Raw genomic sequence first — 23942 nt, forward strand, 5'->3', positions numbered from 1 at the left:
GCTTCCGTGCCGCCTGATCCCTCCGGGTGCCCCGGCCCGGGAATAGGATGGCGGGATGCTGAGAACCACACCGCCGGCCGGCGCCACGGCACGCAAGGCACCCTGGCCCGCCTCCGCTGCAGCCCGCCGTCGCGGTCCGCTGCGGCAGGGTGCCGTCCACTGGGCCCCCGGGGCGGAGGGTAAGGTTGCCGCGTCCGCCGGACACTCCCGGCTGGGCCGGCGTGGCCTGGCGATCGGAATCGACATCGGCGGCACCAAGGTGGCCGCCGGCGTCGTCGACGCCGAGGGACGGATCCTGGAGGAGCGGCGCCGGGCGACGCCGGGCAGCGATCCGCGCGCCGTGGAGAGCGTCATCGTGGAACTTGTCCAGGAACTCGGCGAGCATCACCGGATTGCCTCCCTGGGCATCGGTGCGGCCGGTTGGATGGATCTCGACGGCGGCACTGTGCTGTTCAGCCCGCACCTCGCCTGGCGCAATGAACCGTTGCGGGACAACCTGCAGAAGCTCCTGCGCCGGCCCGTCCTCCTGACCAATGACGCCGACGCCGCAGCCTGGGCGGAATGGCGCTTCGGTGCCGGGCGCGGTGAGAGCCGCCTGGTGTGCATCACGCTGGGCACGGGCATCGGGGGCGCCATGGTGATGGACGGACGGCTGGAAAGGGGGCGCTTCGGGGTTGCGGGGGAGTTCGGCCACCAGGTGGCCGTTCCCGGCGGGCACCGCTGTGAATGCGGCAACCGGGGCTGCTGGGAACAATACGCGTCGGGAAACGCCCTGGGCCGGGAAGCCCGGGAACTTGCGCGCCGGAAATCCCCGCTGGCCTACGAACTGCTGAAGGCCAGCGGCGGCGTGGTCGACGACATCACCGGGCTGACCGTTTCCCAGCTGGCGAAGTCCGGTGATCCGGCGTCCAAGGAACTGTTGGAGGAAGTAGGGCAATGGCTGGGCCTGGGCCTGGCCAACCTCGCGGCCGCGCTCGACCCGGGGACCTTTGTGATCGGTGGTGGCCTGTGCGACGCCGGCGAACTGTTGGTGGGTCCGGCGCGGCAGGCGTTCGCGAGGAACCTCACCGGCCGCGGATTCCGCCCGCCGGCAGCGATCAAGCTTGCCGAACTCGGCCCCCGGGCGGGGATGATCGGCGCGGCCGACCTGTCGCGGGTCAGCGGCAGGCTGCAGGGCTAGGCAGCCGAAAGGACGGCGCCCTAGACGCGGGCGCCGTCGTCGTAGTCGTCCTTCTCGCGGGGGAGCCGCATGATGAGGTAGACCACGGAAGCAAGGAACGCCACTACCATCCCGAGGATCGCCGGCAGGGGTGCCGAACGCCAGAACATCGCAGTGAACAGCAGCGCCAGGGGGCCGCCCACGGCGCCCACCCAGGCCAGCATGGTCAGGGGCTCGGTGCCGGCCAGGCTAGGCGGTTCCTCCGGGACGAAGCCCCCGTCGTCGTCGACCGCCTCGTAGTCGCGCGGCCCGCTGCCGGGCAAGGCGTCGCCGGGATCCGTCGCGTCCGAAAGGGCGCGGGAGAGCCCCAGTGGGTCGTAGTCGCTGAAGCTGCCGGTTCGGGGACTCCGGTCCGCCGCGCCCGGAACGTCGTCATGAGTGTCCAGATCTTCGTCCGGCATGGCTTCGAGCCTGGCCACGAGGTCGAGCCAGACAGCGTCGTCGTCCTTGTTTGCGCTCTGGTCCGCGGAATCGGGCCCCGGCCTGTTCATGGGTGGCGTCCTTCGGGTCCGGAGTCTTCCAGCGCGGGGCCGGTGTCCTCCGTGGTCAGTTCGGCAACGGTCTTCCGGATGAACTCCGCGGAGGCCTGGAAGATTCCCGGGGCGTCGTTGTCGAGTGTGGCCACGTGGTAGCTGTTCTCCAGGACGGTCAGTTCCACGGGTGCCGTGACGAGGCGCCGCAGTTGCCGGATGCTGGCGTCGGAGACCACATGGTCGACGGAGGAGCGGAACACCCGCACGGGTGCGGAAATCCGGGGGAGCAGCGCCATGGTGTCCTTGTACATCTTCTTCAGCTCGTGCGCCGCGGCCACGGGGGTGCGGGGGTAGGCACCCTCGTCCATGCCGGGTTTGCGGATGTCGTTGGCGATGGCCGGCGTGGTCTTGAGGACATGCTTGAGGATGCCCACCACGGCGGCGCGGGGGTCGTCAATCACCAGGCCCGGATTGATCACGATCGTTCCGGCGACCGGCCGGGTGGCCCCGATCCGCAGTGCCAGTGCGCCGCCCATGGAGAGTCCCGCGGCGAATACGTAGTCGCATTCGGCCTGAAGTTCAAGGTAGGCGGCATCCACGGCGTTGTGCCACTCCTGCCAGTGCCGGGTGGCCATGTCCTGCCAGCTGGTGCCGTGGCCGGGAAGCAGCGGCAGCCGGACGGCGAAGCCTTCCTCGGCGAGGTACCGCGCCCAGGGACGCATGCTGTGCGGGCTGCCCGTGAATCCGTGGCTCATCACCACCCCGACGCTGGGACCGGAGCCGGTGAAGCTGCTCGTGAACGGCGAGAAATCGGGGAGATTGTTCATGATGGCTCCGAGGCTACTCTGTCTGTGGCGTGCTGCAGGAAAAAGGCGGCGGATTCTTCGAGGATCAGCGGCGCGTCGAGGTCCAGCGTCGCCACGTGCCCGCTGTGCGGCAGGGGCACGACGCGCAGGTCCTTGCTCCCGATGCGTTTGCTGATCATCGCCAGGGAACTCGGTGGCACTACGGCGTCCTGCGCGGATTTGAACACCAGCGCCGGTGCCGTGATGGATGGAAGCGAGCGGGAGGTGGAGCGGAACAGCTTCTTGAGTTCGTGGACCGCCGCCAGCGGCGTGCGGGAGTAGTCGCCGTCGTCGGTGGGGGCCGAAGTCGGGTTTTCTTCCTCGATCGGTGCCGTGGTGCGCATGACGTGCTTGAGGGCGCCGATGTACCGGACGCGCCGGTCGTAGAAGCTCAGTCCGGGATTCACGACGGCGACCCCCGCCACCGGGTGCCGGGCTGCGGCGCGCAGGGCCACGGCACCGCCCATGGACAGCCCCGCCACGAAGCAGCGGGAGGTCCGGCCGGCCAGCTCCAGGTAGCTTTCCTCGAACGTCCCGTACCAGTCCCTCCACGACGTCCTGGCCAGGTCCCGCCAGTGCGTTCCGTGCCCGGGCAGGAGCGGGACGGTGACGGCGAAGCCGTGGGCGGCGAGGTGTTCGGCCCACGGCATGATGCTGAGCGGGCTGCCGGTGAATCCATGGCAGAGGGCGATTCCGGTGCGCGCGTTCTCCCCGTGGCCGGCATACCGGAAGGGCCGGGGGCTGTCCGGGACGCTGCTTTCCGTCATGTGTCCATCGTGTCACTGTTCCGGATAATTCACACAGGAGTAGGGTGGCAATTGAGCGCCGAGCGGACGCGTCCGGCCATATTCATATGCCGCCCGGGGAGGAACCACGGTGTTCTATTGGGTCATGAAGCGGATCTTTATCGGTCCCATCCTCAAACTGCTGTTCCGCCCATGGATCAAGGGGCTGGACAACATTCCGGCTGAAGGCGCAGCCATCCTCGCTTCGAACCATCTGTCGTTTTCTGACTCGATTTTCCTGCCGTTGATGGTGCGCCGCCCGGTGATCTTCCTGGCCAAGTCCGAGTACTTCACCGGCACCGGCCTCAAGGGAAGGCTCACCGCTTTGTTCTTCCGGCTCACCAAGCAGCTGCCCATGGACCGTTCGGGCGGAGCGGCCTCCGAGGCATCCCTGCAGGCCGGAAAGGACGTGCTGCAGGGCGGCGGACTGCTGGGCATCTACCCGGAAGGCACCCGCAGCCCCGACGCCCGCCTGTACCGGGGCAAGGCCGGGGTGGCGAAGTTGGCGCTGCAGACCCGCGTTCCCGTGATTCCCGTGGCGATGATCGGGACCGAAAAGGTGCAGCCCATCGGCAAACGGATACCGAACATCCGGCGCATCGGCATGATCATCGGACAACCCCTGGACTTCAGCGGGCACTACGGCAGCGAAGAAGACCGGACCGTCCAGCGCACAGTCACGGACCGGATCATGTACGAGATCATGCGGCTCTCCGGACAGGAGTACGTGGACGAATACGCGGCCGACGTGAAAGCCCGGCTTGGCGGCCATGACGACGGCGGCGGAGCCGGCGGAAAAGTGTGACGCCGCCGCCCGTGAGGGTTACGGCTGCCGTGTCCCCAAAGCGGGCGGCCTCCCACTAGTCTTGTAGGGTGACTGAGCTTATTCCCGCACCCTCCATGACCGGCCCCATGACGAGCACGGCGCAAAGCGGCGCCGCTGACTATCCGGGCCTGGATGACTGGCGCCAGCTGCCCATCTCGCAGCAGCCCACCTGGTCGGACAGGGAGGTCTTCGACGCCTCCGTCAAGGAGCTCTCGGTACTGCCTCCGCTGGTGTTCGCCGGCGAGGTCGACGTCCTGCGCGAGCGCCTTGCCGCTGCCGCCCAGGGCCGTGCCTTCCTGCTCCAGGGCGGCGACTGTGCCGAAACCTTCGAGGGTGCCACCGCAGACAAGATCAGCGCCCGCGTCAGGACCATCCTGCAGATGGCCGTGGTGCTGACGTACGGCGCCGCGATGCCCGTCATCAAGATGGGCCGCATGGCCGGCCAGTTCGCAAAGCCGCGCTCCTCCAACGATGAAACCCGCGACGGCGTCACCCTCCCGGCGTACCGCGGAGACATCGTCAACGGCTACGACTTCACCCCGGAATCCCGCGCGCACGACGCCGGCCGCATGCTGAAGGCGTACCACACCTCGGCGTCCACCCTGAACCTGATCCGTGCCTTCACGCAGGGCGGTTTCGCCGACCTGCGCCTGGTGCACCAGTGGAACAAGGGCTTCACCGAGAACCCGGCCCACGCCCGCTACGAATCGCTGGCCCGGGACATCGACCGTGCCATCCGCTTCATGGACTCCTGTGGCGCCGACTTCGAAGCCCTCAAGCGCGTCGAATTCTTCGCCAGCCACGAGGCCCTGCTGCTGGACTACGAGCGCGCGCTGACCCGCATCGACTCCCGCACCGGCCTGCCGTACGACACCTCCAGCCACTTCCTCTGGATCGGCGAGCGTACCCGCGAACTCGATCACGCCCACGTGGACTTCCTGTCCCGCGTTCGCAACCCGATCGGTGTGAAGCTCGGCCCGGGCACCACCGGCGACGACGCGCTGCGCCTCATCGACAAGCTGGACCCGAACCGCGAACCCGGCCGCCTGACGTTCATCACCCGCATGGGTGCGAAGAACATCCGCGAGAAGCTGCCCGCCGTCGTCGAACGCGTCACCGCTTCCGGCGCGCAGGTACTGTGGGTCACCGACCCCATGCACGGCAACACGGTCACCTCGCAGAACGGCTACAAGACGCGCCGCTTCGACGACGTGATCGACGAAGTCCGTGGCTTCTTCGAGGTGCACCAGGCGCTGGGCACGGTGCCGGGCGGCTTGCACATGGAGATGACCGGCGACGACGTCGCCGAGTGCCTCGGCGGATCGGACCCGATCGACGAGGACGCCTTCGCCGACCGCTACGAGTCCGTCTGCGACCCGCGGCTGAACCACATGCAGTCCCTCGAAATGGCCTTCCTGGTCGCCGGGGCCCTCGCCAAGCACTAGCGCGAACGTACACGTGAGGCCCCAAACCCGCCGGGTTTGGGGCCTCAGCTGTTCGCTCGCGGAACCCGGGGGCTAGACCACGCGGAGGGTAACGGTGGACCCTTCCGGGGCCATGGTGTCGACGGGGTCCTGCTCCCGGACGGTCCCGAAAAAGCCGCCGTAGAGGTTCTCGATCTCCACCTCGAAGCCGAGTTTCTTCAGCTCCCTTTCGGCCTGTTTGGCCTGCTTGCCGACGAAATTGGGGACCTCGATGAGCCGGGGCCCCTTGGACAGGGTCAGGATCACAGTGCCGCCGCGGTTCAGTGTGCCGTCCGACGGCGACTGGCGGATCACCGAGCCGGCGGGGGCCTTCTGGTCGAAGACCTCCTCGGCGGCGATCTTCGCCTTCAGTCCGGCATCGTTGATCGCCTTCACGGCCGAGGCCTGGTCCATGCCGCGGACATCCGGAACCGGGAGCGGTTGCGGGCCCTTGGATACCACCAGGGACACGGCGGTTCCGTGGCGCACGGGCGTGTCCTTGGCCGGCGCCTGCGACAGGATGGTCCCGGCGGGTGCCTGTTCGTCATACTTTTCCGAGACCTGGCCCAGTGTCATCTCGGCGCCGGCCAGTGCATCCTTGGCCTGCGCCAGGTTCAATCCGCCCAGGCCCACCAGCGGAAACAGTTGCGGTCCCTTGGACACGAACAGCGTGACCTGCTGGAACTTGCGGATCTCAGTCCCTGCCGCGGGGTCGGTGCCCACGGTGTAGCCGGACTTCACTTCGTCGTCGAAGACGTCCTGGGCGTTGGACTGGAAGCCTGCGGTGCGCAAAAGCTGCTGGGCTTCCTGTGCGGGCTTGTTCTTGAGCGGAGGAATGGTTCCCGGAGAACCGGGGCCCATGCCGAAGAACCAGCCGGCGGTTCCGGCCAGGATGGCCAGGAGCAGTATGAGCAGGGTCCAGACGACGGCGCGGCGCCGGGGATTGCCCTCCCGAAGTCTGCGGGACGGGGTGGCGGCCGCCCGGGCGCGGTCCTTTTCGGCCTGGCGCGCTGCCCGCTTCTCTTGACGCGGCGAAAGCGCCGGCGGTGCGTCGTCCTGCCCGGCACCGCCGGGGAGCGCGCCGGCCGGCGGCAGAACCGCCGTCGGGAAGGCCGCGGCGGAAAGGCCCGCCGCCTGCGGCAAGACGGAGGTGGCATGCTGGGCTGACGAGATGATTTCGGTCTGAGCCGCACTGTCTTCGTGCAGGCCGGTGCGCTCCAGGAGTTCGGTGTGGGCGTCGGACGGCGCCACGGGCGGATGCTCCGACCGTGCCGCGGCCTCGAGGGCCGCAGGCGGCATGAAGTCCAGCTGTTCATTGCTGAGCGTTGTACGGATGTGCCGCAGCTCGGAAAGGAGGGCGCCGCCGTCGACGGGGCGTTGCTCGGGGTCCTTCGCGGTGCACCACTGGACGAGTTCATCGAGGTCCGATGCCAGGCCCGGTGCGGCGGCCGAGGGCGCCGGCAGCTCGGTATTGACGTGCTGGTAGGCCACCTGGATGGGAACTTCGCCGGAATACGGCTGGGTTCCGGTGAGCATTTCGTAGAGCATGACGCCGGCCGAGTAGATGTCGCTGCGCGCGTCGGCCGCCTGGCCCAGCACGAGCTCTGGGGCCAGATAGGCGACGGTCCCGATCAGCGATCCCGTGCTGGTGGCCGCGGTGACCGCACGGGCCAGGCCGAAGTCGCCCACCTTGATACGGCCGTCGTCGGCGATCAACACGTTTTCCGGTTTCACATCACGGTGGATGAGGCCGGCGGCGTGGGCGGCAGCGAGGCCTTCGATGACCGGGTCGATCAGGGCCAGTGCCAGGCGCGGGGAGAGGGCGCCTTTTTCCTGGAGGACGTCACGGAGCGTGTGGCCCTTGATGTACTCCATGACAAGGTACGCCGTGTGGCCGTCCTGGCCTTGGTCGAGCACGCCCACCACATGGGGGTGGGACAGGCTGGCCGCCGCACGGGCCTCGCGGCGCAGGCGCTCCAGGAAACTGGCGTCGTTCGCCAGATGCGGGTGGAGGACTTTCAGTGCGACATCGCGGTCCAGCCGCTCGTCGGTGGCCAGGTACACGGTGGACATTCCGCCGCCGGCGAGGCGGGCGCGCACGAGGTAGCGGCTATCCACGAGGGAGCCGAGAAAGTGGTCCGAGACTTGTTCCTGCACCCTACGATCCTAAGTGAGCAAAGACAACGGGCCCGAATCGTCCATCCGATCCGGGCCCGTGGCGTGGGTTGCCAGGCGTCCTAGAACTGCTTCATCAGCGCCTTGACCGAGGCCACATACTGCTTGGTGTCCGCGTACATGCCGTGCTTGCTGACGGAGTACTGGCCCTGGTAGTAACCGGCGATCGCCAGGTCAAGGGTCTTGCTGGTGCTGACCAGCGCACGGATAATCGCCACACCGGCGGTTGCGTTGTCGTAAGGGTCGAGGAGGTTGAGCTTGCGGCCCACCAGCTCGGAGGCCCATTCGCCCGAGGACGGAATGACCTGCATGGTGCCGATGGCGTTGGCGGGGGAGACAGCGCGCTGGTTGAAGCCGGACTCCTGGTAGGCGAAGGCCATCGCCAGCGAAGGGTTGACGCCCATGCGCCGTGCGGTGTCCGCCACGATGTTCTTCATCTGCTCGCGGGTGGGAACCGGAGAAGCCTCCAGGATCGCCTTGTTCTTGTTCGCGGAACTGACAACGGCGGCCGGGTACGTGTAGCCGAGGAAGGAACTCGGGACCAGTGGCTTGGAACTCGACGCCGGCTGGAGCGTGGAAGCGCCGGGAATGGCCAGTTTCTGCCCGGGGTAGATGATGGTGCTGGCCTTGAGCCGGTTGGCCGAAAGCAGCTCGGACAGCGAGACCTTGTGCCGGTAGGCGATCCCGCCGAGGGTGTCGCCAGCCTTGATGGTGTACGAGCCCGGGGCCGACTGCGCCGGGGCGGCCGGACGCGGGGCGGCGGGCGTTGCGGCAGCGGCAGCACCGATCTTGATCTTCTGGCCGGGGTAGATGATGGAGGCGCCGTTCAGTCCGTTCCAGGCGAACACCTTTGACAGGCCGACGCCGTGGCGTTCGGCGATGCCGCTCAGGGTGTCGCCCGGCTTCACCGTGTACGTTCCAGTGGGGGCAGCGGCCGGCGCAGCGGGGCGTGATACCGGTGCCGCGGACGAAGCGCTGAGCTTGACGCGCTGGCCGGGATAGATGATCGACGTGGGGGAAAGCCGGTTGAGCTTCAGCACGGAGCCGGTGTTCAGCCCGTGGCGCGCGGCGATGCCGCTGATGGTGTCGCCCGGCTTCACCGTGTAGCTGGCGGGAACCGCGCCCTGGGCCCGCAGGGCCGCAGGAAGGGCCGCGGGAACGGACGCCGCCGGGATGACGGCACTGGAAGCCTGTGCGGCCTGCGCTTTGATGGCTGCGGCGAGCGTGGCGGGAATGCGCTGCGGCTGGGACGCGGATGCGGCGGCAGTCGCCTGCTGCGCCAAGGCCAGCGATGAGAGCACGACGGCGGGCAACGCTGCTGTGGTGGCCGCAAGCATGGGCATGCTTGTTGTCTTCTTGGACGAGCGTGGGGTCGTCATAGGAAATCCTCATCTCAGCTGCGGCCTTCGCGGAACGCTGCTGCCAGTGATACCAGTGTTACTAATGTGCAAAAAGATGCAATTGTGATCAAAGTGAATCTCTCACATATTCGGGACAGGCACAAGAAAACAGCTGTTCATTGGCACATTCAGGCTGCGGCAGGCAACAGAAAACGGGACGGTCTCCGGCTAGGCGAAGCGGGCCGGGGCGTGGCAACCTTATTTCCGTGAGTACTGTAGAAAGCCTCGTTTCCGAATGGCTGCCGCTGCCCGATGTTGCCGAAATCCTGGATGTTCCCATTACGAAGGTCCATGGACTCCTGGATGAGCGCGCATTGGTGGCGCTGCGGGTGGGCGAGCGGAAGATCCGAAGCGTCCCCGCCCTTTTCATCCAGGACGGCCATGTGCTGGACAGCCTGAAGGGCACCGTCGCGGTGCTCGGCGATGCCGGCTACACCGATGAGGAGCTCATTGTCTGGCTTTTCACCCCGGACGAGTCCCTGCGCGGCCGCCCTGTGGACGCCCTGCGCGAAGGCCGTAAAACCGAGATCAGGCGCCGCGCCCAGTCCCTAGCCTGGTAGCCCCCTAAACAGAGGACGACGGCGGCAGGTAACCTGCCGCCGTCGTCCTTCTGTTTAACGGTCCTTGCGTTGATTGTCCTCGCCCGCAGTTCGCCGCGACGGTTCAGGCGGCCCGGCTCACTGCGGCTTCGGCGAGGCCGCGGAGCGCGGACATCGGAAGCTCCGCAAGGGGAAGCCGTTCGAGGGCCTCGAAGGCCTGGCCGCTCAGTTCGTCGATCATGGCCTCGGTGGCGGCAAGTGCGCCGCAATCGACCATGATCTGCCGGATCTTCCCGACTTCGTCCTCGGCCAGGTCCTGCCGGCCGAGTGTGGCATCAAGGTAGGCGGAAACCGCCGGCTCGCTTTGGTTGATCGCGAAACCGACCAGGACAGTCCGCTTGCCCTCGCGCAGGTCATCGCCGGCAGGTTTGCCGGTGGTTTCGGGATCGCCGAAGACGCCCAGGACGTCATCACGCAATTGGAAGGCTTCACCCAGGGGAAGCGAGAATGCCGAATAGCCGGCGAGCAGGGCCTCGTCCGCGCCGGCCAGCGCACCGCCAAGGCCCAGCGGGTGCTCGGTGGAGTACTTCGCCGACTTGAAGCGGATGATGGAGGTGGCCCTTTTCACTGCGCCTGCACGGTCACGCACGGGTCCGGCCACTTCTTCAAGGATGTCCAGGTACTGCCCGGCCATGACTTCGGCCCGCATCAGGTTGAAGATGTGCCGCGCGGGAGTTCCCGACGCCGCGCGCGGACCGATGCCGGTGAAGGCCTCTTCGCTGAAGGACAGGCACAGGTCGCCGGTCAGAATTGCCGCAGCGTGGCCGAAACGTTCCTCGTCCAGGGCCCAGCCTTCGGCCTGGTGGAGCTGGCTGAAACGCCGGTGCACGCTGGGACCGCCGCGGCGGGTGTCCGAGCGGTCGATGATGTCGTCGTGGATCAGCGCGGCGGCCTGGAACAGTTCCAGGGCACAGCCGGCATTGACGATGTCCGGGTGCGCCGCGTCACCGCCGGCCCCCCGCCATCCCCAGTAGGCCATGAGGGCCCGAAGTCGTTTCCCGCCGGTCACCAGCTTCGAGATCGAATCCATGAGCGGGGCGACGTCCGGGGAGATGCCCGCCATGACGGTTTCCTGCCCGGCCAGGAAGCTGTTGAGTCCAGCTGCGACGTCCGTGATGAAACGGCCCTGTTCGGCTGCGAGTTGTGCTGCCGTCACTTCAGCGACCCTGCCGCAACGTTGGCGCCGACGGTGAAAGTGGAAACGCCGGCCTCCTCGACTACCGAGATGTTGGCGGTCTCGCCGTTGGCCCGGATGAAGTCCTTGGACTTGGTGCCGCCAACATTGTCCCCGGGAACGGCCTTGAAGCCCTGCGCGGAAAGTGCCGGGGTGTAGAAACCGAAGACCGCCGACGCCGGAGCGGTGATGGTGCCCACCAGCGCTGCCGAGACAGGGGAGGAGTTCTTGTCGACGCTGCTGGACTTGATGCTCGCCTTGGGCATGAGCGGGATCAGCTTTTGCGGGAAGCCCGGCGCGAGTGACGCGACGGCGGCCGCCGCTCCCGGAACCGGGGAAGCCGATTCGGGGGCAGGAGAAGACGCCGGCACCGACTGCGCTTGGCTTGCCGGGGAGGACGAAGCGGAACCTGAAGTCGAAGGGGCGCCGCACGCGGTAGCGGCCAGGGCAACGCCGGCAGCGCAAGCAGCCATCGCTATGCGTTGGTGCTTTCGATAGAACTTCACAGGGTATTCCTCCTGGGGGAGACGGTGCCGGATGCTCCTACAGTTTAGCGTTCGGGCACTTGCCGGATTTCGCCGCGCAGTCGGCGCCCTCGGACCCGTCTTGCTGCCGGGCATAGGATTTTCCCGTGAGAACAGACGGAGGTTTAGGTGGCGCCGTCGGGCCTATTGACCCGGCAACACTGAAGGAGCTCCGGCGCACCAGCATCCTGCATGTCGATATGGATGCGTTTTTCGTTTCCGTCGAATTGCGCTCGCGCCCGGAGCTGCGGGGCAAGCCGGTGATCGTCGGCTTCCCTTCCGAACGCTCGGTGGTGCTGTCTGCGTCCTATGAGGCGCGCGGCGTCGGTGTGAAATCCGCCATGCCCATGGCCGTCGCCATGCGCTTGTGTCCTACAGCGGTCATCCTCGAGCCCCGCCATCACCTCTATTACGAAGTGTCGGCGGAACTGATGCGGATCTTCGAATCGATCACCGATCTGGTGGAGCCGCTCAGTGTCGACGAGGCATTCCTTGATGTAGGGGGAGCCATCCGGCGGCTCGGACCGCCCATCGGGATCGCCAAACTGATCAGGCGCAGGGTGTCCGAAGAACTTGGCATCACCGCTTCGGTCGGGATCGCCGCCAACAAGTTCGTGGCGAAGATCGCCTCAACACGCTGCAAGCCGGACGGGCTGCTGTTGATCGAAGCGGACCGCACAGTGGAATACCTACACAGCCTGCCCGTGAAGGCGCTGTGGGGCGTAGGCGCCAAGACCGCCGAAGTGTTGGCCAGGCTCGGAATCCGCACCGTTGCAGACGTCGCCGCGACACCGCCTGCGGCCCTCCGGAAGATCCTCGGGGCATCGGGGGAACATGTCCATAGGCTGTCCATGGGACTTGATCCCCGCCCGGTGACCCCTGTCCGGCTGGAGAAGAGCATTGGAGCGGAAGAGACCTTCGCCGTCGACACTTTCGATGACGAGCTTCTCCACAGGGAGCTCCTGCGGCTCTCGCATCGCACGGCCACAAGACTGCGGGCCAGCGGGATGCTGGCGCGGACGGTTGCACTGAAGCTTCGCTATGCGGACTTCTCCACGGTCACCCGGAGCAAGACGGTCCATGCTCCGGTGGACAGCGCCCAGATCGTGTACCAAGTGGCCTCTCAGCTGCTCGCCTCGTTGGGCGCCCGCCCCATGAGCGTCCGCCTCATCGGGGTAAGGCTGGAACAGCTTGAATCCGCCGATGGTGCCGCGCTGCAGCTGAGCCTGGACAGGCGGGACGACAACTGGCGTTCGGCGGAGCAGGCGCTTGACCAAGTGAGCCGGAAATTCGGCGGAAAAACGGTGCTTCCGGCCAGGCTGCTTAAGCCGGGCTCCGAAAAAGGGCCGGACGGGTCGCGGTAGCGCGGGAAAGCCCGTTCTGCACGCTTGGAGCGTCTTTCAGAACTGTGCGCGACAAACTATCCTAGAAATACACAGAATTAGATCGTCTGGACAAAGTGCCTCATCGCGTCTGGTTCCATGGACAGGGACTGGGAACCCTTTTTCAGGCCGGTCCGTTTAGGGAAACAGAGGCGGTGGGTGCCGCCTATCTGGACCCTGGCCGGTTACGAGCCTGGCCGATTACAAGGAGGTCGCGATGCCCCTCTCGGAGCACGAACAGAGGCTTCTCGAGCAACTTGAGAAGCAACTGCATGAGGACGATCCGAAGTTCGCCAATTCAATGGGGTCGGATCCCATCCGTGCCTGGTCTACCCGGCACATCATTATGGGAGTCCTTGGCACCATCGCCGGTGTTCTGCTCTTGTTGGTTGGTGTCTCACTCCAGAACATCTTCCTGGGTGTCCTAGGGTTCATCGTCATGGGCGCCGGCGTCTATTTCGCCACGCTCCGCAGGATCTCCGGCGGCAAACTCAAGTCGCGCAAGTCCGGCAAGCCGAAGAGCTCCTTCATGAACAACCTCGAAGAGCGATGGGACGAACGGCGCCGCGGCGACGACTAGTTGAGCGCGGCGGACGGCTCCCCGGAATCCTCCACTTCGCACCATTGGCCGTGTATCGGAAGAAAAAAGACCCGCTTGACGGGTCTTTTTCCATTTAAGCGCTCCTTCCGGCGCCGCGCATTGCCGCTGCCCGCCACTGGCGCACACATTCCTCCACTTCCCACCACGCCCTTATTTCCCGGCTTTCTGCGGCAAGATCCGCGGCGGGTGGAGCCGAAACGCCCGCGAGTGCGTTGACTGTGGAGGCTTGTGGAGTAAAGTGGAGGACGTAAGAGGGTAGTGGCGGAGTGGGGCAGATACGGCACCTTTTCACAGACAGGCGGTGGGCCAGTGTTTCTGGGCACGCATTCGCCGCGTCTTGATGAGAAGGGACGGATCATCCTCCCCGCCAAGTTCCGCGAGGAACTGGCAGACGGTCTGGTCCTCACCAGGGGGCAGGAGCGCTGCATCTACGTCTTCAGTCAGCGGGAATTCGAACGTATCCACGAGTCCATGCGGGAGGCCCCCATCTCCTCCAAGCAGGCTCGTGACTACATCCGGGTTTTCCTGTCGGGAGCCTCTGACGAGGTACCTGACAAGCAGGGGCGGGTGACGATTCCGCCGGCGCTCCGGGCCTACGCAGGACTCGACCGGGAACTGGCGGTCATCGGCGCCGGCACCCGGGCCGAGATCTGGGATGCCCAGGCTTGGGACGAGTACCTCACCGAGAAGGAAGCCGCCTTCTCGGAAACCGACGACGACAACCTTCCCGGATTCATCTAGACGGATTCATCTAGGCGACGGGCAGGACCCGCTTCTTGGACGGGATCTCCAGCCGCCCATTGCTTCGCCAACCTGGCTCACCTTCCCCGGAGCCAGGCGGACGCAGTGATAGGCGCGGATGGGGATCCGGCCCAAGAAGCATTTAAGAGCCAGTGAACGAAACCCGAGGAGGCCGCATGGACGGGCAGGACACGCCGAAGCCGACCTCTGAGCGCCATGTGCCGGTCCTGAAAGACCGGTGCATCAATCTGCTGGCACCCGGATTCGAAGCCGCCCGCAGCCGCGGGGAGACCCCGGTGGTCATCGACGCGACCCTCGGCATGGGTGGCCACTCCGAAGCCATGCTCCAGCGTTTCCCTGACCTGCATCTGGTGGGGATCGACCGCGATGAGGAAGCCCTGGCACTCGCCGGGGAGCGGCTCAAGCCTTTCGAGAAGCGGACCGACCTCGTCCACGCCGTCTACGACGAGATCGAAGAGGTCCTCGAGGACCTTGGCATCTCCGAAGTGCATGGGATCCTCATGGACCTCGGCGTCTCCTCCCTGCAGCTGGACGAACGCGAACGCGGCTTCGCGTACTCCTACGACGCTCCCTTGGACATGCGGATGGACACCAGCCGCGGCCAGACCGCTGCCGACGTGGTCAACAACTACTCCGAAGAGGAACTCGTCCGGATCATCCGGAAGTGGGGTGAGGAGAAGTTCGCCGGCCGGATCGCCAACCGCATCGTCACGGCCCGCGCGGAGAAGCCCTTCGCCACCACCGGGGAACTCGTCGAACAGATCCGCAGCGTGGTGCCGGCAGCGGCCGCCAAGTCGGGCGGCCATCCGGCGAAGCGCACCTTCCAGGCGCTGCGCATCGAGGTCAACGAGGAACTCGATGTCCTGGAACGGGCCATTCCCGCCGCCGTCGATTCCATTGCCCTCGGCGGGCGGGTGGTGGTGATGTCCTACCACTCGCTCGAGGACAAGATCGTCAAGTCGGTTTTCCAGAAGCGGTCCAAGTCCTCGGCGCCGCTGGGCTTCCCCGTGGAACTTGAGGAACACAAACCCGAACTGAAAACACTGACTAAGGGCACCGAGGTGCCCACCGCGGAAGAAATCGCCGAAAACCCCCGGGCTGCCTCGGCCCGGCTGCGGGCCGTCGAACGAATCAAAGCAAGGAGAAACGCATGAGCACCGCTGCTGCCAAGGCAACGCCGTCCACCGTGGGCAACACGGCGCGCTCCCTGCCGCTGCGTTCGCCCGACACCGGCCGCAAAGTCCGGACGCCGCTCTCCGTGGTGCACAGCACCCCCGGCAAGCGCCGGGTACCCTTCTTCGTCTTCTGCTTCGGCGTGTTGGCGGCGGCGTTGCTCACCGTCCTCGTGCTCAACATCTCGGTGTCCACGGCGCAGTACAACCTGGTCCAGCTGAAGGCCCAGGACGCTACCTTGACCAAGCAAAACCAGGAACTGACACAGCAACGCCAAGCGTTCGAGGCTCCCCAGAATCTGGCCGCGAAGGCTGCACAATTGGGAATGGTTGCTTCCACTGCCAAGGGCCAGATCAACCTGGAGACGCTTGCGATCACGGGCACCGCGACGCCGGCACTCAAGGGGCTCAGGCAGGGCGCCGTTATCGCGCCCCCAGCGATCACCGGCCAGCTTGATGTAGTCCCCCCGGCCAGCACCAAGGAACCATTGGAGAGCCACGCCCCGTCCGCCGCCGACGCGAAAGCTGAGGCAAAGGATGCAAAGGCCGACGCCAAGGCAAAGCCGGAGAAGAAGGCCGAGCCGAAAGCTCCGGCCGTGAACCTCAACGGGGGTTCGGTGCCGGCTCCCCAGCAGAAGGTGCCCGGGCAGTAAGCCTCCAGCCGAACCGACAGCAAGGCAAGCAGCAAGGAACCGACGTGGCGCAGAACTCCGGGAAATCGAAAACGAAGAAGGCGTCAACGGCCAAGCGGCGGCTGCGGGTGGGCCTTGGCCTGATGCTCACCCTGCTGCTGGTGGTGGGCGGCAAACTCTTCCTCGTTCAGGGACTGGACGTGGGCGGCATGGCCGAAGCCGGCATCAACAAGCGGCTGACACCTGTCGAGCTCCCGGCCGAGCGCGGCCAGATCCTTGACGCCAACGGCACGGTGCTCGCCAGCAGCGTGATCCGCTACGACATCGTCGCGGACCAGAGGGTCAACACCAACACTCCCGAATTCGGGCGCTACAACAGCGCCACCGCAGAGGCGGAGACTGTCAGCCGTGAGCAGGGCATCAAGGACCTTGCCTCAGCGCTCGGAACCGACCCGGCGGCCCTGACCACTGCCCTGACGGGGGACAAGCCCTACGTCGTGCTCGCCCGGGAAGTGAAACCCGATCTTGAGGACGCCATCTCGAAGCTGTCCATTCCGGGGGTGGTCTCCAAGGCCATCTCCAAGCGCGTCTACCCGAACGGCAGCGTGGCCGGAGGCGTCATCGGCTTCCTCCAGGACGGCACCACCGGCCAGGCAGGCATCGAGCAGACCCAGGACGAAGCACTGCGTGGGACCCCAGGCAAGCGCGTCTTCGAGATCGGCGCCGACGGCCTCCGCATTCCGGTCGCTACTGACGAACTGACCCCCGCCGTCGACGGCAAGGACGTGAAACTGACGCTCAACACGGACCTGCAATACTTTGCGCAGCAGGCCATCCAGAGCCAGGTCAACAACCTCAGCGCACAGTGGGGATCGATCGTGGTGATGGACGTCAAGACCGGCAACATCATCGTCATGGCCGATACCAACGCCCCTGACCCGAACAACCCCGGCGGGGTTGCCCCCGAGGACCGGGGCGTGCGATCGGTGACCGCGGCCTACGAGCCCGGTTCGGTGGAGAAGATGATCACCGCCTCAGCAGCGATCGAAGAAGGCAAGGCCAGCCCGCTGGACACCTTCACGATTCCGCCGGCCTATACGATCGACGGCGAGACCTTCACCGATGCCTTCGACCACGGCACCGAAAAGCGGACGCTCGCAGGCATCCTGGGCTGGTCCATGAACACCGGCACGGTGATGGTCGGCAGCCGGCTGAGCAAGCAGCAGCGCTACGACTGGCTGAAGAAGTTCGGCATCGGAGAGGCCCCCGACATCGGACTGCCTTCGGAGGCCAAGGGCATTCTTGCCAAACCGGATCAGTGGGACAACCGCCAGCAGTACACGGTGTTGTTCGGCCAGGGTGTTTCGCAGTCCACACTGCAGACAGTCCGGGCCTACCAGAGCGTCGCCAACGACGGCGTCATGCTCCAGCCCCGCCTGATCGACAGCTACATCACCCCGGACGGAAAAGAAGAGAAGGTCCCTGCCAAGGAATCCCGGCGGATCGTCAGCAAGGAGACGGCGAAGAAGGTCCGCGACATCCTTGAGAGCAACGTCACTGAAGGCCAGATCAAGGAGGCCGCCGTTGACGGTTACCGGGTAGGCGCCAAGACCGGCACCTCCCAGGCCCCGCGCGAGGACGGGCTTCCCGGCTTCGACGGCTACACGGCCTCGATGGTGGCCATGGCCCCGATGGACAACCCGCGGTTCATCGTCGAAGTAGTGGTGCAGCGCCCGAAGGGCAACATCTACGGCATCACCAACGGGCCGGTCCTGCGCTCGGTCCTGGGCCAGGTGCTGCGCACCTACAACGTTCCGCCATCCACGGGAACCCCGGCCCGGTTCCCCCAGTTCGCCAAGTAAGCCAGTCCGCCACGCACGCGATCCGGGCGGCACAGCCTGCCGAGTAAGCTTGTGTGGCAGTTGCCCGGCCACACCCTGAGTCCATCTACACCGATCCATCCACGCCGCATCCGGAACCGTTCGCCCTGATTCACCGGGCCCGGCAGCGGCCAGTTCCACGAGCACCATCGGAGACCCACCTTGCCAGAGCAGAATGACGCCGTTCAGATCCCGTCCGGGAACCACGCGACGGCGGGAAGCACGGCCGCCGGCAGCCGCGGTTTCCGCCCGGCCCGCGTGTCTCCGGTGCCGCTGCGGGAAATTGCCGAGGCGCTGGGAATCCAGGCGCCCGCAGGGAGCGCCGGCGTCGCCGTCACTGGCGTCTCGCTCAACTCCCGGACCGTGGAGCCGGGCGATCTGTACCTCGCCCTGCCCGGTGCCAGCCGGCACGGCGCGGAGTTCGCAGCACAGGCCACAGCCGCCGGGGCGGTCGCCATCCTCAGCGACGACGACGGCGCGCAGCGGCTTCTGGCCGACGGCGGCCCCGGCGTTCCGGTGCTGTCCGTCCGCGAGCCGCGTACCGCCGTCGGGCCGGTTTCAGCGCTTGTCTACCGCAGCCAGCCGGCAGGGGAAGCCTCGCCCACCCTGTTCGGGGTGACCGGCACCAACGGCAAGACCACCACCACCTACTTCATCAACTCGCTGCTGCGTGCCCTGGGCAAGACCCCCGGCCTGATCGGGACCATCGAAATCCTGGCCGGCGCCGAGGCCATTCCGAGTCTGTTGACCACCCCTGAATCCCCGGACGTCCACGCCCTCCTGGCGCTGATGCGGGAGCGGGGGCTGGACGCGGCTTCCATGGAAGTGTCCTCCCATGCGGTGTCCTACCGCCGCGTGGACGGGGTGATGTTCGACGTCGCCGGTTTCACCAACCTCACCCAGGACCACCTGGACCTGCACGGCAGCATGGAAGAGTATTTCCGCACCAAGGCGGAGCTGTTCACTCCTGCCCGATGCCGCCGCGCAGTGGTGATCGTCGACGACGACTGGGGCCGGACCCTCGCGGCGGAAACAACCGTGCCGGTGACCACGCTGTCCCTCCGTCCCGCCGTCGAAGGCCCCGAAGCCGACTGGACCCTTGCCTCCAGCACCCCGCGCGGCCTCGGCAACGGCTTTGTGCTCCGGCACCGCGACGGCGGCGAACTGCGGGCACGCACGGCCCTGCCAGGCGACTTCAACATCGCCAACGCGGCTCTGGCCATCATCATGGTCCTGGCCTCCGGCGTGGGCCGTGAAGCGCTTCAGGCCGCCCTCGAACGGCAGGATCCTTTCGCTGTCGCCGTTCCCGGCCGCATGCAGCTGGTGTCCGAGGCGCCCGCCTCGGTGGTCGACTTTGCGCACAATCCTGACGCCCTGGCCCGCGCGCTCGAAGCCGTGCGCTCCCGCGAGGAAGGCTCCCGGGTGATCGTCGTTTTCGGCGCCACCGGCCAGCGCGACCAGGGCAAGCGCCCGACCATGGGCGCGATCGCCGCCCGCCTGTCCGACGTCGTGATCATCAGCGACGACGACCCGCACGACGAGGACGCCGCCGCGATCCGCGCGGAGGTGCTTGCCGGCGCAGTCGCCGCCCGCGACGCCGAGCAGCTGGCCTGCGAGATCATCGAATCCTTCCCGCGTGACGTGGCGATCCGCAAGGCCGTGGAGCTCGCCACGGAGAAGGACACCATCCTGGTGGCCGGCCGCGGCCACGAAGTCTGGCAGGAAGTCAAAGGCGTCAACCTTTCCCTTGATGACAGGGAAGAACTGAAGGCTGCCTTGACAGCCAGGGGATTCCGGGTTCCAGCAGACGAGCGGATAGAGTCCTAGACCGAGATGATTGCACTGACAGCGGCGGAAATCGCCCACATCACCAATGGTACGCTTGCAGCCGATCCCGGGATCGTTCCCCTCTCCGTGGTGACGGACTCCCGCGAAGCCGGGACCGGGTCGCTCTACGTGGCCAAGCCCGGAGAACACGCGGACGGCCACAACTTCGTCGGAGCTGCCTTTGAACGCGGCGCCGTGCTGGCCTTATCCGAACGGGAAGTCGTCGATGCCGAAGGCCGGCCGTACCCTGCGGTCATCGTCGAGGACGCCGTCCTTGCGATGGGCGCCCTCGCAGCCGAAGCGGTCCGCCGGATCCGCGCGGAGCGTGCCGCAGCAGGCGAACAGTTCACCGTCATCGGTATCACGGGCTCGGCGGGCAAGACCACCACCAAGGACCTCCTGGCCGGAATCCTGTCCAAAGCCGGAAAGACCGTGGCGCCCAAGGGCTCCTACAACGGCGAGGTCGGCGTCCCGCTCACCGTCTTCACCGCCGACGCCGGCACCCGCTACCTCGTGATCGAAATGGGCGCCACCGGAATCGGCCATATCGAATACCTGGCCGGCATGGTCAAGCCGGACATCGGCGTCGTACTCGTGGTGGGTACCGCCCACGCCGGCGAGTTCGGGGGAGTGGAGAACATCGCCAAGACCAAGGGCGAACTCCTCGAAGCCCTCGACACGGACGGCACGGCCGTTATCAACCTCGACGACCCGAGGGTCGCCGCCATGGCCCCGCGCACTGTCGCCCCGATCCTGGGCACCAGCTCCGCCGGCGCGGACGGTGCCGCCGTCGAGGCCCTGAACGCGGACATCGACGATCTCGGACACCCCGTGTTCGACCTTGTACTGCCCGAAGGCGCCAAGCCGCGTCCGGTGCGCAGCAAACTGATCGGCGCGCACCACCTGGGGAACCTGCTCGCCGCTGCGGCAGCCGCCTACGCCGCGGGCATTCCCGGTGACGACATCGCGGCCTCGCTTTCGGAGCAGAGCGCCGCCAGCCGCTGGCGCATGGAACGCACCGAACGCGCGGACGGCGTCACCATCATCAACGACGCCTACAACGCCAACCCGGAATCCATGCGGGCCGCCCTGCGCACCCTGGCGGACATCGGCCAGGGCCGCCGCACCTGGGCGGTGCTGGGCGCCATGCTCGAACTCGGCGAGGACTCGATCCGCGAGCACACGGCCATCGGAACCCAGGTGGTCCGGCTGAACATTTCCCGGCTCGTCGTGGTGGGTCGCGAGGCGCGGGCACTCTATATTTCGGCGATCCAGGAAGGCTCCTGGGGCGACGAATGCATCTTCGCCGAGACCGCGGACGAGGCGTTCACACTCCTGCAGCAACAGCTTGAACCCGGCGATCTGGTGCTGTTCAAATCCTCGAACGGCGTTGGCCTGAGGCATCTAGGCGATCGGATAGCATTAGCCCCACAAGCCGGGGCAAGCGTGGAAACTGCGGCCGTTACTGCCGCCAATGAAGGGAACGAGCTGCTGTGATTGCACTGTTGATCGGCGCCGGCGTCGCCCTGTTGGTGGCCCTCATCGGCACCCCGTTGTTCATCCGTTTCCTGGTCGCGAAGAGCTACGGCCAGTTCGTCCGTGACGACGGACCCACCTCGCACCACACCAAGCGCGGCACCCCCACGATGGGCGGCACCGTAGTGGTGGCGGCGGTCCTCATCAGCTACGGACTGACCCACCTCATCATGTGGATGATGAATCCGCGTTCGCCCGGACCGTCCGTGTCCGGCCTGCTGCTGCTGTTCCTCATGGTCGGCATGGGCTTCGTGGGCTTCCTCGATGACTTCATCAAGATTTCCAAGCAGCGCAGCCTCGGCCTCGACGCAAAGGCGAAGCTCATCCTGCAGGGGGTGGTGGGCATCGCCTTCGGCATCCTGGTTCTGCAGTTCCCCAACGCGGACGGCATAACCCCGGCGTCCTACCAGATCTCCCTGGTCCGCGACATTCCGTGGCTGAACCTGGCCTTCGGCGGCACCGTGCTCGGCGCCATCCTCTTCGTGGTCTGGTCCAACCTGATCGTCACGGCGGCCACCAACGGCGTCAACCTCACCGACGGCCTGGACGGCCTCGCAGCCGGTGCCTCGATCATGGTCTTCGGGGCCTACACCCTCATGGGGATCTGGCAGAACAACCAGGCCTGCGGCTCGCCCCGGGAAGCCGGCAGCGGCTGCTACATGGTCCGCGACCCCCTGGACCTCGCCCTGCTCGCGGCCATCATGAGCGCCGCCCTGGTGGGCTTCCTCTGGTGGAACACCTCCCCGGCGAAGATCTTCATGGGCGACACCGGTTCCCTGGCCATCGGCGGTGCCGTGGCCGGCTTCGCGATCCTTTCCCGCACCGAGCTGCTGCTGGGCATCGTCGGCGGACTGTTCGTGCTGATCACCCTTTCGGTGATCATCCAGGTGGGCTACTTCAAGGTCACCAAGGGCAAACGCTTCTTCAAGATGGCCCCTCTGCAACACCACTTCGAGCTCAAGGGCTGGGCCGAGATCACCGTGGTGGTGCGCTTCTGGATCCTTTGCGGCCTCTTCGTCGCGGCTGGGCTCGGTATTTTCTACGCTGAATGGGTGGTGCTGCTGTGAACACGAACGACCGGTACGGAAACGAGCGGCTCAAGGACCTCACCAGCTGGGATGCTGACTGGCGCGGCCTGCGGGTGGTGGTCACCGGTATCGGCGTGTCGGGGTTCTCCGCCGCGGACACCCTGATCGAACTTGGCGCCCGCGTGGTGGTGGTCGACGCCGCCACCACCCCCAAGGCCGAAGCCCAGGCGGACACCCTGAAGATCGTCGGCGCCGTGGATGTCCTCCTCGGGCCGGACGCCGTGCTCACCGTCCCCGAGATCGACGGCGAGAAGCCCGAACTCGTGGTGACCTCCCCGGGGTGGCGGCCGGACCAGTCCCTGCTCGCCGCGGCCAAGCGTGCGCACATTCCGGTATGGGGCGACGTCGAACTCGCCTGGCGGCTGCGGGAACGCAAGGGCCGCAAGACGGCGGACTGGCTCACCATCACCGGAACCAACGGCAAGACCACCACCGTGGGTATGACCGAATCGATGCTGCAGGCTGCGGGCCTGAAGGCGATCGCCGTCGGCAACGTCGGCACCCCCATCCTGGACGCCCTCCGCGACCCGGTCGACTACGATGTGTTCGCCGTCGAGCTCTCCAGTTTCCAGCTGCACTGGAGCGAATCGCTGTCACCGGTAGCAAGCGTCTGCCTCAACGTCGCCGAGGACCACGTGGACTGGCACGGCTCCTATGAGGCATATCTGGCGGACAAGGCCAAGGTCTTTGAAAACACGCGGATTGCCTGCATCTACAACGCGGAGCAGATCGAAACCGAGCGCATGGTGGAGAACGCCGACGTCGTGGAAGGCTGTCGCGCCGTCGGCTTCACCACGGTGACGCCCGCCATCAGCATGCTCGGCGTCGTCGAAGGCCTGCTGGTGGACCGGGCATTCATCGCCGAACGCAAGGACTCGGCCGCCGAGCTCGCCGCGCTCTCCGATCTCGGGCCCGTGGCGCCCCGGCACCTCGTTGCCAATGCGCTGGCCGCCGCGGCACTGGTCCGCGCCTACGGTGTGGAGCCCGCGGCCGTGCGCGAAGGCCTCAAGCATTACCTGCCGGGCAAACACCGCATCCAGCCAGTCAGCAAGCACGGCGACGTCCTCTGGATCAACGATTCCAAGGCCACCAACCCGCACGCCGCTGCCGCCGCCCTGGCCGCATTCGAGAACGTCGTCTGGATTGCCGGAGGCCTTTCCAAGGGCGTCAACTACGACGACCTGGTCAGGGACCAGGCGCACCGGCTCAAGGCCGTGGTCCTTATCGGTACCGACACGGAAGCCCTGGAAGCCTCCCTCCAGCGACACGCAGCGGATGTCCCCGTGATCGGGCAGCCCAGGGGCGAAACTGAAAAGGCGCAGACCTCCGGTACGGACGCATCCGGTGCTGACGGCAAGGAACTTTCGCCGATCTTCGGCGACACCGTGATGGCCCAGGCTGTTGCCGCAGCCGCCCGGATCGCCGTGCCGGGCGACACCGTGCTGCTGGCTCCGGCAGCCGCCTCAATGGACCAGTTCTCGTCCTACGCCCACCGGGGCGACGCATTCATCCAGGCAGTTCGCGATCTCGTGGAAGGCGATCCCGCGGAAGGCACGGCACAGACCACCGAGGAGTAGCA

The 23942-nt window shown here is 66.6% G+C and carries 21 protein-coding genes; 14 read left to right on the forward strand and 7 right to left on the reverse strand.

All coding sequences use genetic code 11. The features are described 5' to 3' along the window. Window positions 1-55: 55 nt before the first annotated feature. Window positions 56-1180, forward strand: a complete 1125-nt coding sequence (locus ACN9M4_RS07865; protein ID WP_426302976.1) for an ROK family glucokinase — start codon at window positions 56-58, stop codon at window positions 1178-1180. A gap of 20 nt (window positions 1181-1200) precedes the next feature. Here ACN9M4_RS07865 and ACN9M4_RS07870 read toward each other — a convergent pair whose 3' ends face one another. From ACN9M4_RS07870 to ACN9M4_RS07880, 3 genes are read right to left on the reverse strand one after another with little or no spacing between them, the layout of a single operon-like run. Continuing rightward, on the reverse strand, window positions 1201-1710 hold the full coding sequence (locus tag ACN9M4_RS07870; protein WP_426302977.1) for a hypothetical protein: 510 nt from the start codon (window positions 1708-1710) through the stop codon (window positions 1201-1203). Further along, the gene (locus ACN9M4_RS07875; RefSeq protein ID WP_426302978.1) at window positions 1707-2519 is read right to left on the reverse strand and encodes an alpha/beta hydrolase; all 813 of its coding nucleotides are present in this window, start codon (window positions 2517-2519) and stop codon (window positions 1707-1709) included. Before ACN9M4_RS07875 ends, ACN9M4_RS07870 begins: the two co-directional genes overlap by 4 nt. After that, window positions 2516-3304: an alpha/beta hydrolase gene (locus ACN9M4_RS07880; RefSeq protein WP_426302979.1), complete on the reverse strand. Its 789-nt coding sequence runs from the start codon at window positions 3302-3304 to the stop codon at window positions 2516-2518. The genes ACN9M4_RS07875 and ACN9M4_RS07880 overlap by 4 nt, the downstream gene beginning before the upstream one ends. Window positions 3305-3413: 109 nt before the next feature. On the opposite strand from ACN9M4_RS07880, the gene ACN9M4_RS07885 reads away from it, so the two are divergent. Together ACN9M4_RS07885 and ACN9M4_RS07890 are read left to right on the forward strand one after the other, a co-directional pair. Beyond that, window positions 3414-4127 (forward strand): lysophospholipid acyltransferase family protein, encoded by a 714-nt coding sequence (locus ACN9M4_RS07885; RefSeq protein WP_426302980.1) that lies wholly within the window; start codon window positions 3414-3416, stop codon window positions 4125-4127. A 95-nt stretch (window positions 4128-4222) separates the two neighbouring features. Continuing rightward, window positions 4223-5593, forward strand: coding sequence for a class II 3-deoxy-7-phosphoheptulonate synthase (locus ACN9M4_RS07890; RefSeq protein WP_426303428.1), 1371 nt, complete (start codon window positions 4223-4225; stop codon window positions 5591-5593). A gap of 72 nt (window positions 5594-5665) precedes the next feature. Here the strand turns inward: ACN9M4_RS07890 and pknB are convergent, their stop codons facing one another. Further along, complete coding sequence (pknB, locus tag ACN9M4_RS07895; RefSeq protein WP_426302981.1) at window positions 5666-7768, reverse strand: Stk1 family PASTA domain-containing Ser/Thr kinase; 2103 nt, start codon at window positions 7766-7768, stop codon at window positions 5666-5668. Between the two features lie 80 nt (window positions 7769-7848). Then, a complete protein-coding gene (locus ACN9M4_RS07900) occupies window positions 7849-9165 on the reverse strand; it encodes a LysM peptidoglycan-binding domain-containing protein (protein WP_426302982.1) in 1317 nt (438 codons plus the stop codon). 227 nt (window positions 9166-9392) lie between these two features. Here ACN9M4_RS07900 and ACN9M4_RS07905 point away from each other — a divergent pair, with 227 nt between their 5' ends. Further along, window positions 9393-9746, forward strand: a complete 354-nt coding sequence (locus ACN9M4_RS07905; protein ID WP_115787285.1) for an Rv2175c family DNA-binding protein — start codon at window positions 9393-9395, stop codon at window positions 9744-9746. A 103-nt stretch (window positions 9747-9849) separates the two neighbouring features. On the opposite strand, the gene ACN9M4_RS07910 is transcribed toward ACN9M4_RS07905, so the two are convergent. Next, window positions 9850-10941, reverse strand: a complete 1092-nt coding sequence (locus ACN9M4_RS07910; protein ID WP_426302983.1) for a polyprenyl synthetase family protein — start codon at window positions 10939-10941, stop codon at window positions 9850-9852. Continuing rightward, the gene (locus ACN9M4_RS07915) at window positions 10938-11465 is read right to left on the reverse strand and encodes a hypothetical protein (RefSeq protein WP_426302984.1); all 528 of its coding nucleotides are present in this window, start codon (window positions 11463-11465) and stop codon (window positions 10938-10940) included. The genes ACN9M4_RS07910 and ACN9M4_RS07915 overlap by 4 nt, the downstream gene beginning before the upstream one ends. Before the next feature lie 125 nt (window positions 11466-11590). On the opposite strand from ACN9M4_RS07915, the gene dinB reads away from it, so the two are divergent. From dinB to murD, 10 genes are all read left to right on the forward strand, one after another. Then, window positions 11591-12847, forward strand: coding sequence for a DNA polymerase IV (gene dinB, locus ACN9M4_RS07920; protein ID WP_426302985.1), 1257 nt, complete (start codon window positions 11591-11593; stop codon window positions 12845-12847). Window positions 12848-13082: 235 nt separating this feature from the next. Next, window positions 13083-13445 carry a DUF3040 domain-containing protein gene (locus ACN9M4_RS07925; protein WP_426302986.1) on the forward strand — a complete coding sequence of 121 codons (363 nt, stop codon included), beginning with the start codon at window positions 13083-13085 and terminating at the stop codon, window positions 13443-13445. A gap of 330 nt (window positions 13446-13775) precedes the next feature. Then, a complete protein-coding gene (gene mraZ, locus ACN9M4_RS07930; protein ID WP_426302987.1) occupies window positions 13776-14207 on the forward strand; it encodes a division/cell wall cluster transcriptional repressor MraZ in 432 nt (143 codons plus the stop codon). 176 nt (window positions 14208-14383) lie between these two features. Further along, window positions 14384-15382, forward strand: coding sequence for a 16S rRNA (cytosine(1402)-N(4))-methyltransferase RsmH (gene rsmH / locus ACN9M4_RS07935; RefSeq protein WP_426302988.1), 999 nt, complete (start codon window positions 14384-14386; stop codon window positions 15380-15382). After that, window positions 15379-16053, forward strand: coding sequence for a hypothetical protein (locus ACN9M4_RS07940; RefSeq protein WP_426302989.1), 675 nt, complete (start codon window positions 15379-15381; stop codon window positions 16051-16053). The genes rsmH and ACN9M4_RS07940 overlap by 4 nt, the downstream gene beginning before the upstream one ends. Before the next feature lie 44 nt (window positions 16054-16097). Then, entirely contained in the window at window positions 16098-17894 is a 1797-nt protein-coding gene (locus tag ACN9M4_RS07945; RefSeq protein WP_426302990.1) for a peptidoglycan D,D-transpeptidase FtsI family protein, read from the forward strand. A 207-nt stretch (window positions 17895-18101) separates the two neighbouring features. Next, window positions 18102-19739 carry a UDP-N-acetylmuramoyl-L-alanyl-D-glutamate--2,6-diaminopimelate ligase gene (locus tag ACN9M4_RS07950; RefSeq protein ID WP_426303429.1) on the forward strand — a complete coding sequence of 546 codons (1638 nt, stop codon included), beginning with the start codon at window positions 18102-18104 and terminating at the stop codon, window positions 19737-19739. A gap of 6 nt (window positions 19740-19745) precedes the next feature. After that, a complete protein-coding gene (locus ACN9M4_RS07955) occupies window positions 19746-21236 on the forward strand; it encodes a UDP-N-acetylmuramoyl-tripeptide--D-alanyl-D-alanine ligase (protein WP_426302991.1) in 1491 nt (496 codons plus the stop codon). After that, window positions 21233-22342 carry a phospho-N-acetylmuramoyl-pentapeptide-transferase gene (gene mraY, locus ACN9M4_RS07960; RefSeq protein WP_426302992.1) on the forward strand — a complete coding sequence of 370 codons (1110 nt, stop codon included), beginning with the start codon at window positions 21233-21235 and terminating at the stop codon, window positions 22340-22342. Before ACN9M4_RS07955 ends, mraY begins: the two co-directional genes overlap by 4 nt. Then, window positions 22324-23940, forward strand: coding sequence for a UDP-N-acetylmuramoyl-L-alanine--D-glutamate ligase (gene murD, locus ACN9M4_RS07965; RefSeq protein WP_426302993.1), 1617 nt, complete (start codon window positions 22324-22326; stop codon window positions 23938-23940). Before mraY ends, murD begins: the two co-directional genes overlap by 19 nt. The last annotated feature ends 2 nt before the right edge of the window (window positions 23941-23942 follow it).

Source organism: Arthrobacter sp. R-11 (assembly GCF_049913155.1).
GTDB lineage: Bacteria > Actinomycetota > Actinomycetes > Actinomycetales > Micrococcaceae > Arthrobacter.

Coding starts and splice junctions, on each gene's coding strand:
- ACN9M4_RS07865 (WP_426302976.1), top strand. CDS start 56: ATGCTGAGAACCACACCGCCGGCCGGCGCCACGGCACGCAAGGCACCC.
- ACN9M4_RS07870 (WP_426302977.1), bottom strand. CDS start 1,710: ATGAACAGGCCGGGGCCCGATTCCGCGGACCAGAGCGCAAACAAGGAC.
- ACN9M4_RS07875 (WP_426302978.1), bottom strand. CDS start 2,519: ATGAACAATCTCCCCGATTTCTCGCCGTTCACGAGCAGCTTCACCGGC.
- ACN9M4_RS07880 (WP_426302979.1), bottom strand. CDS start 3,304: ATGACGGAAAGCAGCGTCCCGGACAGCCCCCGGCCCTTCCGGTATGCC.
- ACN9M4_RS07890 (WP_426303428.1), top strand. CDS start 4,223: ATGACCGGCCCCATGACGAGCACGGCGCAAAGCGGCGCCGCTGACTAT.
- ACN9M4_RS07900 (WP_426302982.1), bottom strand. CDS start 9,165: ATGACGACCCCACGCTCGTCCAAGAAGACAACAAGCATGCCCATGCTT.
- ACN9M4_RS07925 (WP_426302986.1), top strand. CDS start 13,083: ATGCCCCTCTCGGAGCACGAACAGAGGCTTCTCGAGCAACTTGAGAAG.
- rsmH (WP_426302988.1), top strand. CDS start 14,384: ATGGACGGGCAGGACACGCCGAAGCCGACCTCTGAGCGCCATGTGCCG.
- ACN9M4_RS07940 (WP_426302989.1), top strand. CDS start 15,379: ATGAGCACCGCTGCTGCCAAGGCAACGCCGTCCACCGTGGGCAACACG.
- ACN9M4_RS07955 (WP_426302991.1), top strand. CDS start 19,746: ATGATTGCACTGACAGCGGCGGAAATCGCCCACATCACCAATGGTACG.
- murD (WP_426302993.1), top strand. CDS start 22,324: ATGGGTGGTGCTGCTGTGAACACGAACGACCGGTACGGAAACGAGCGG.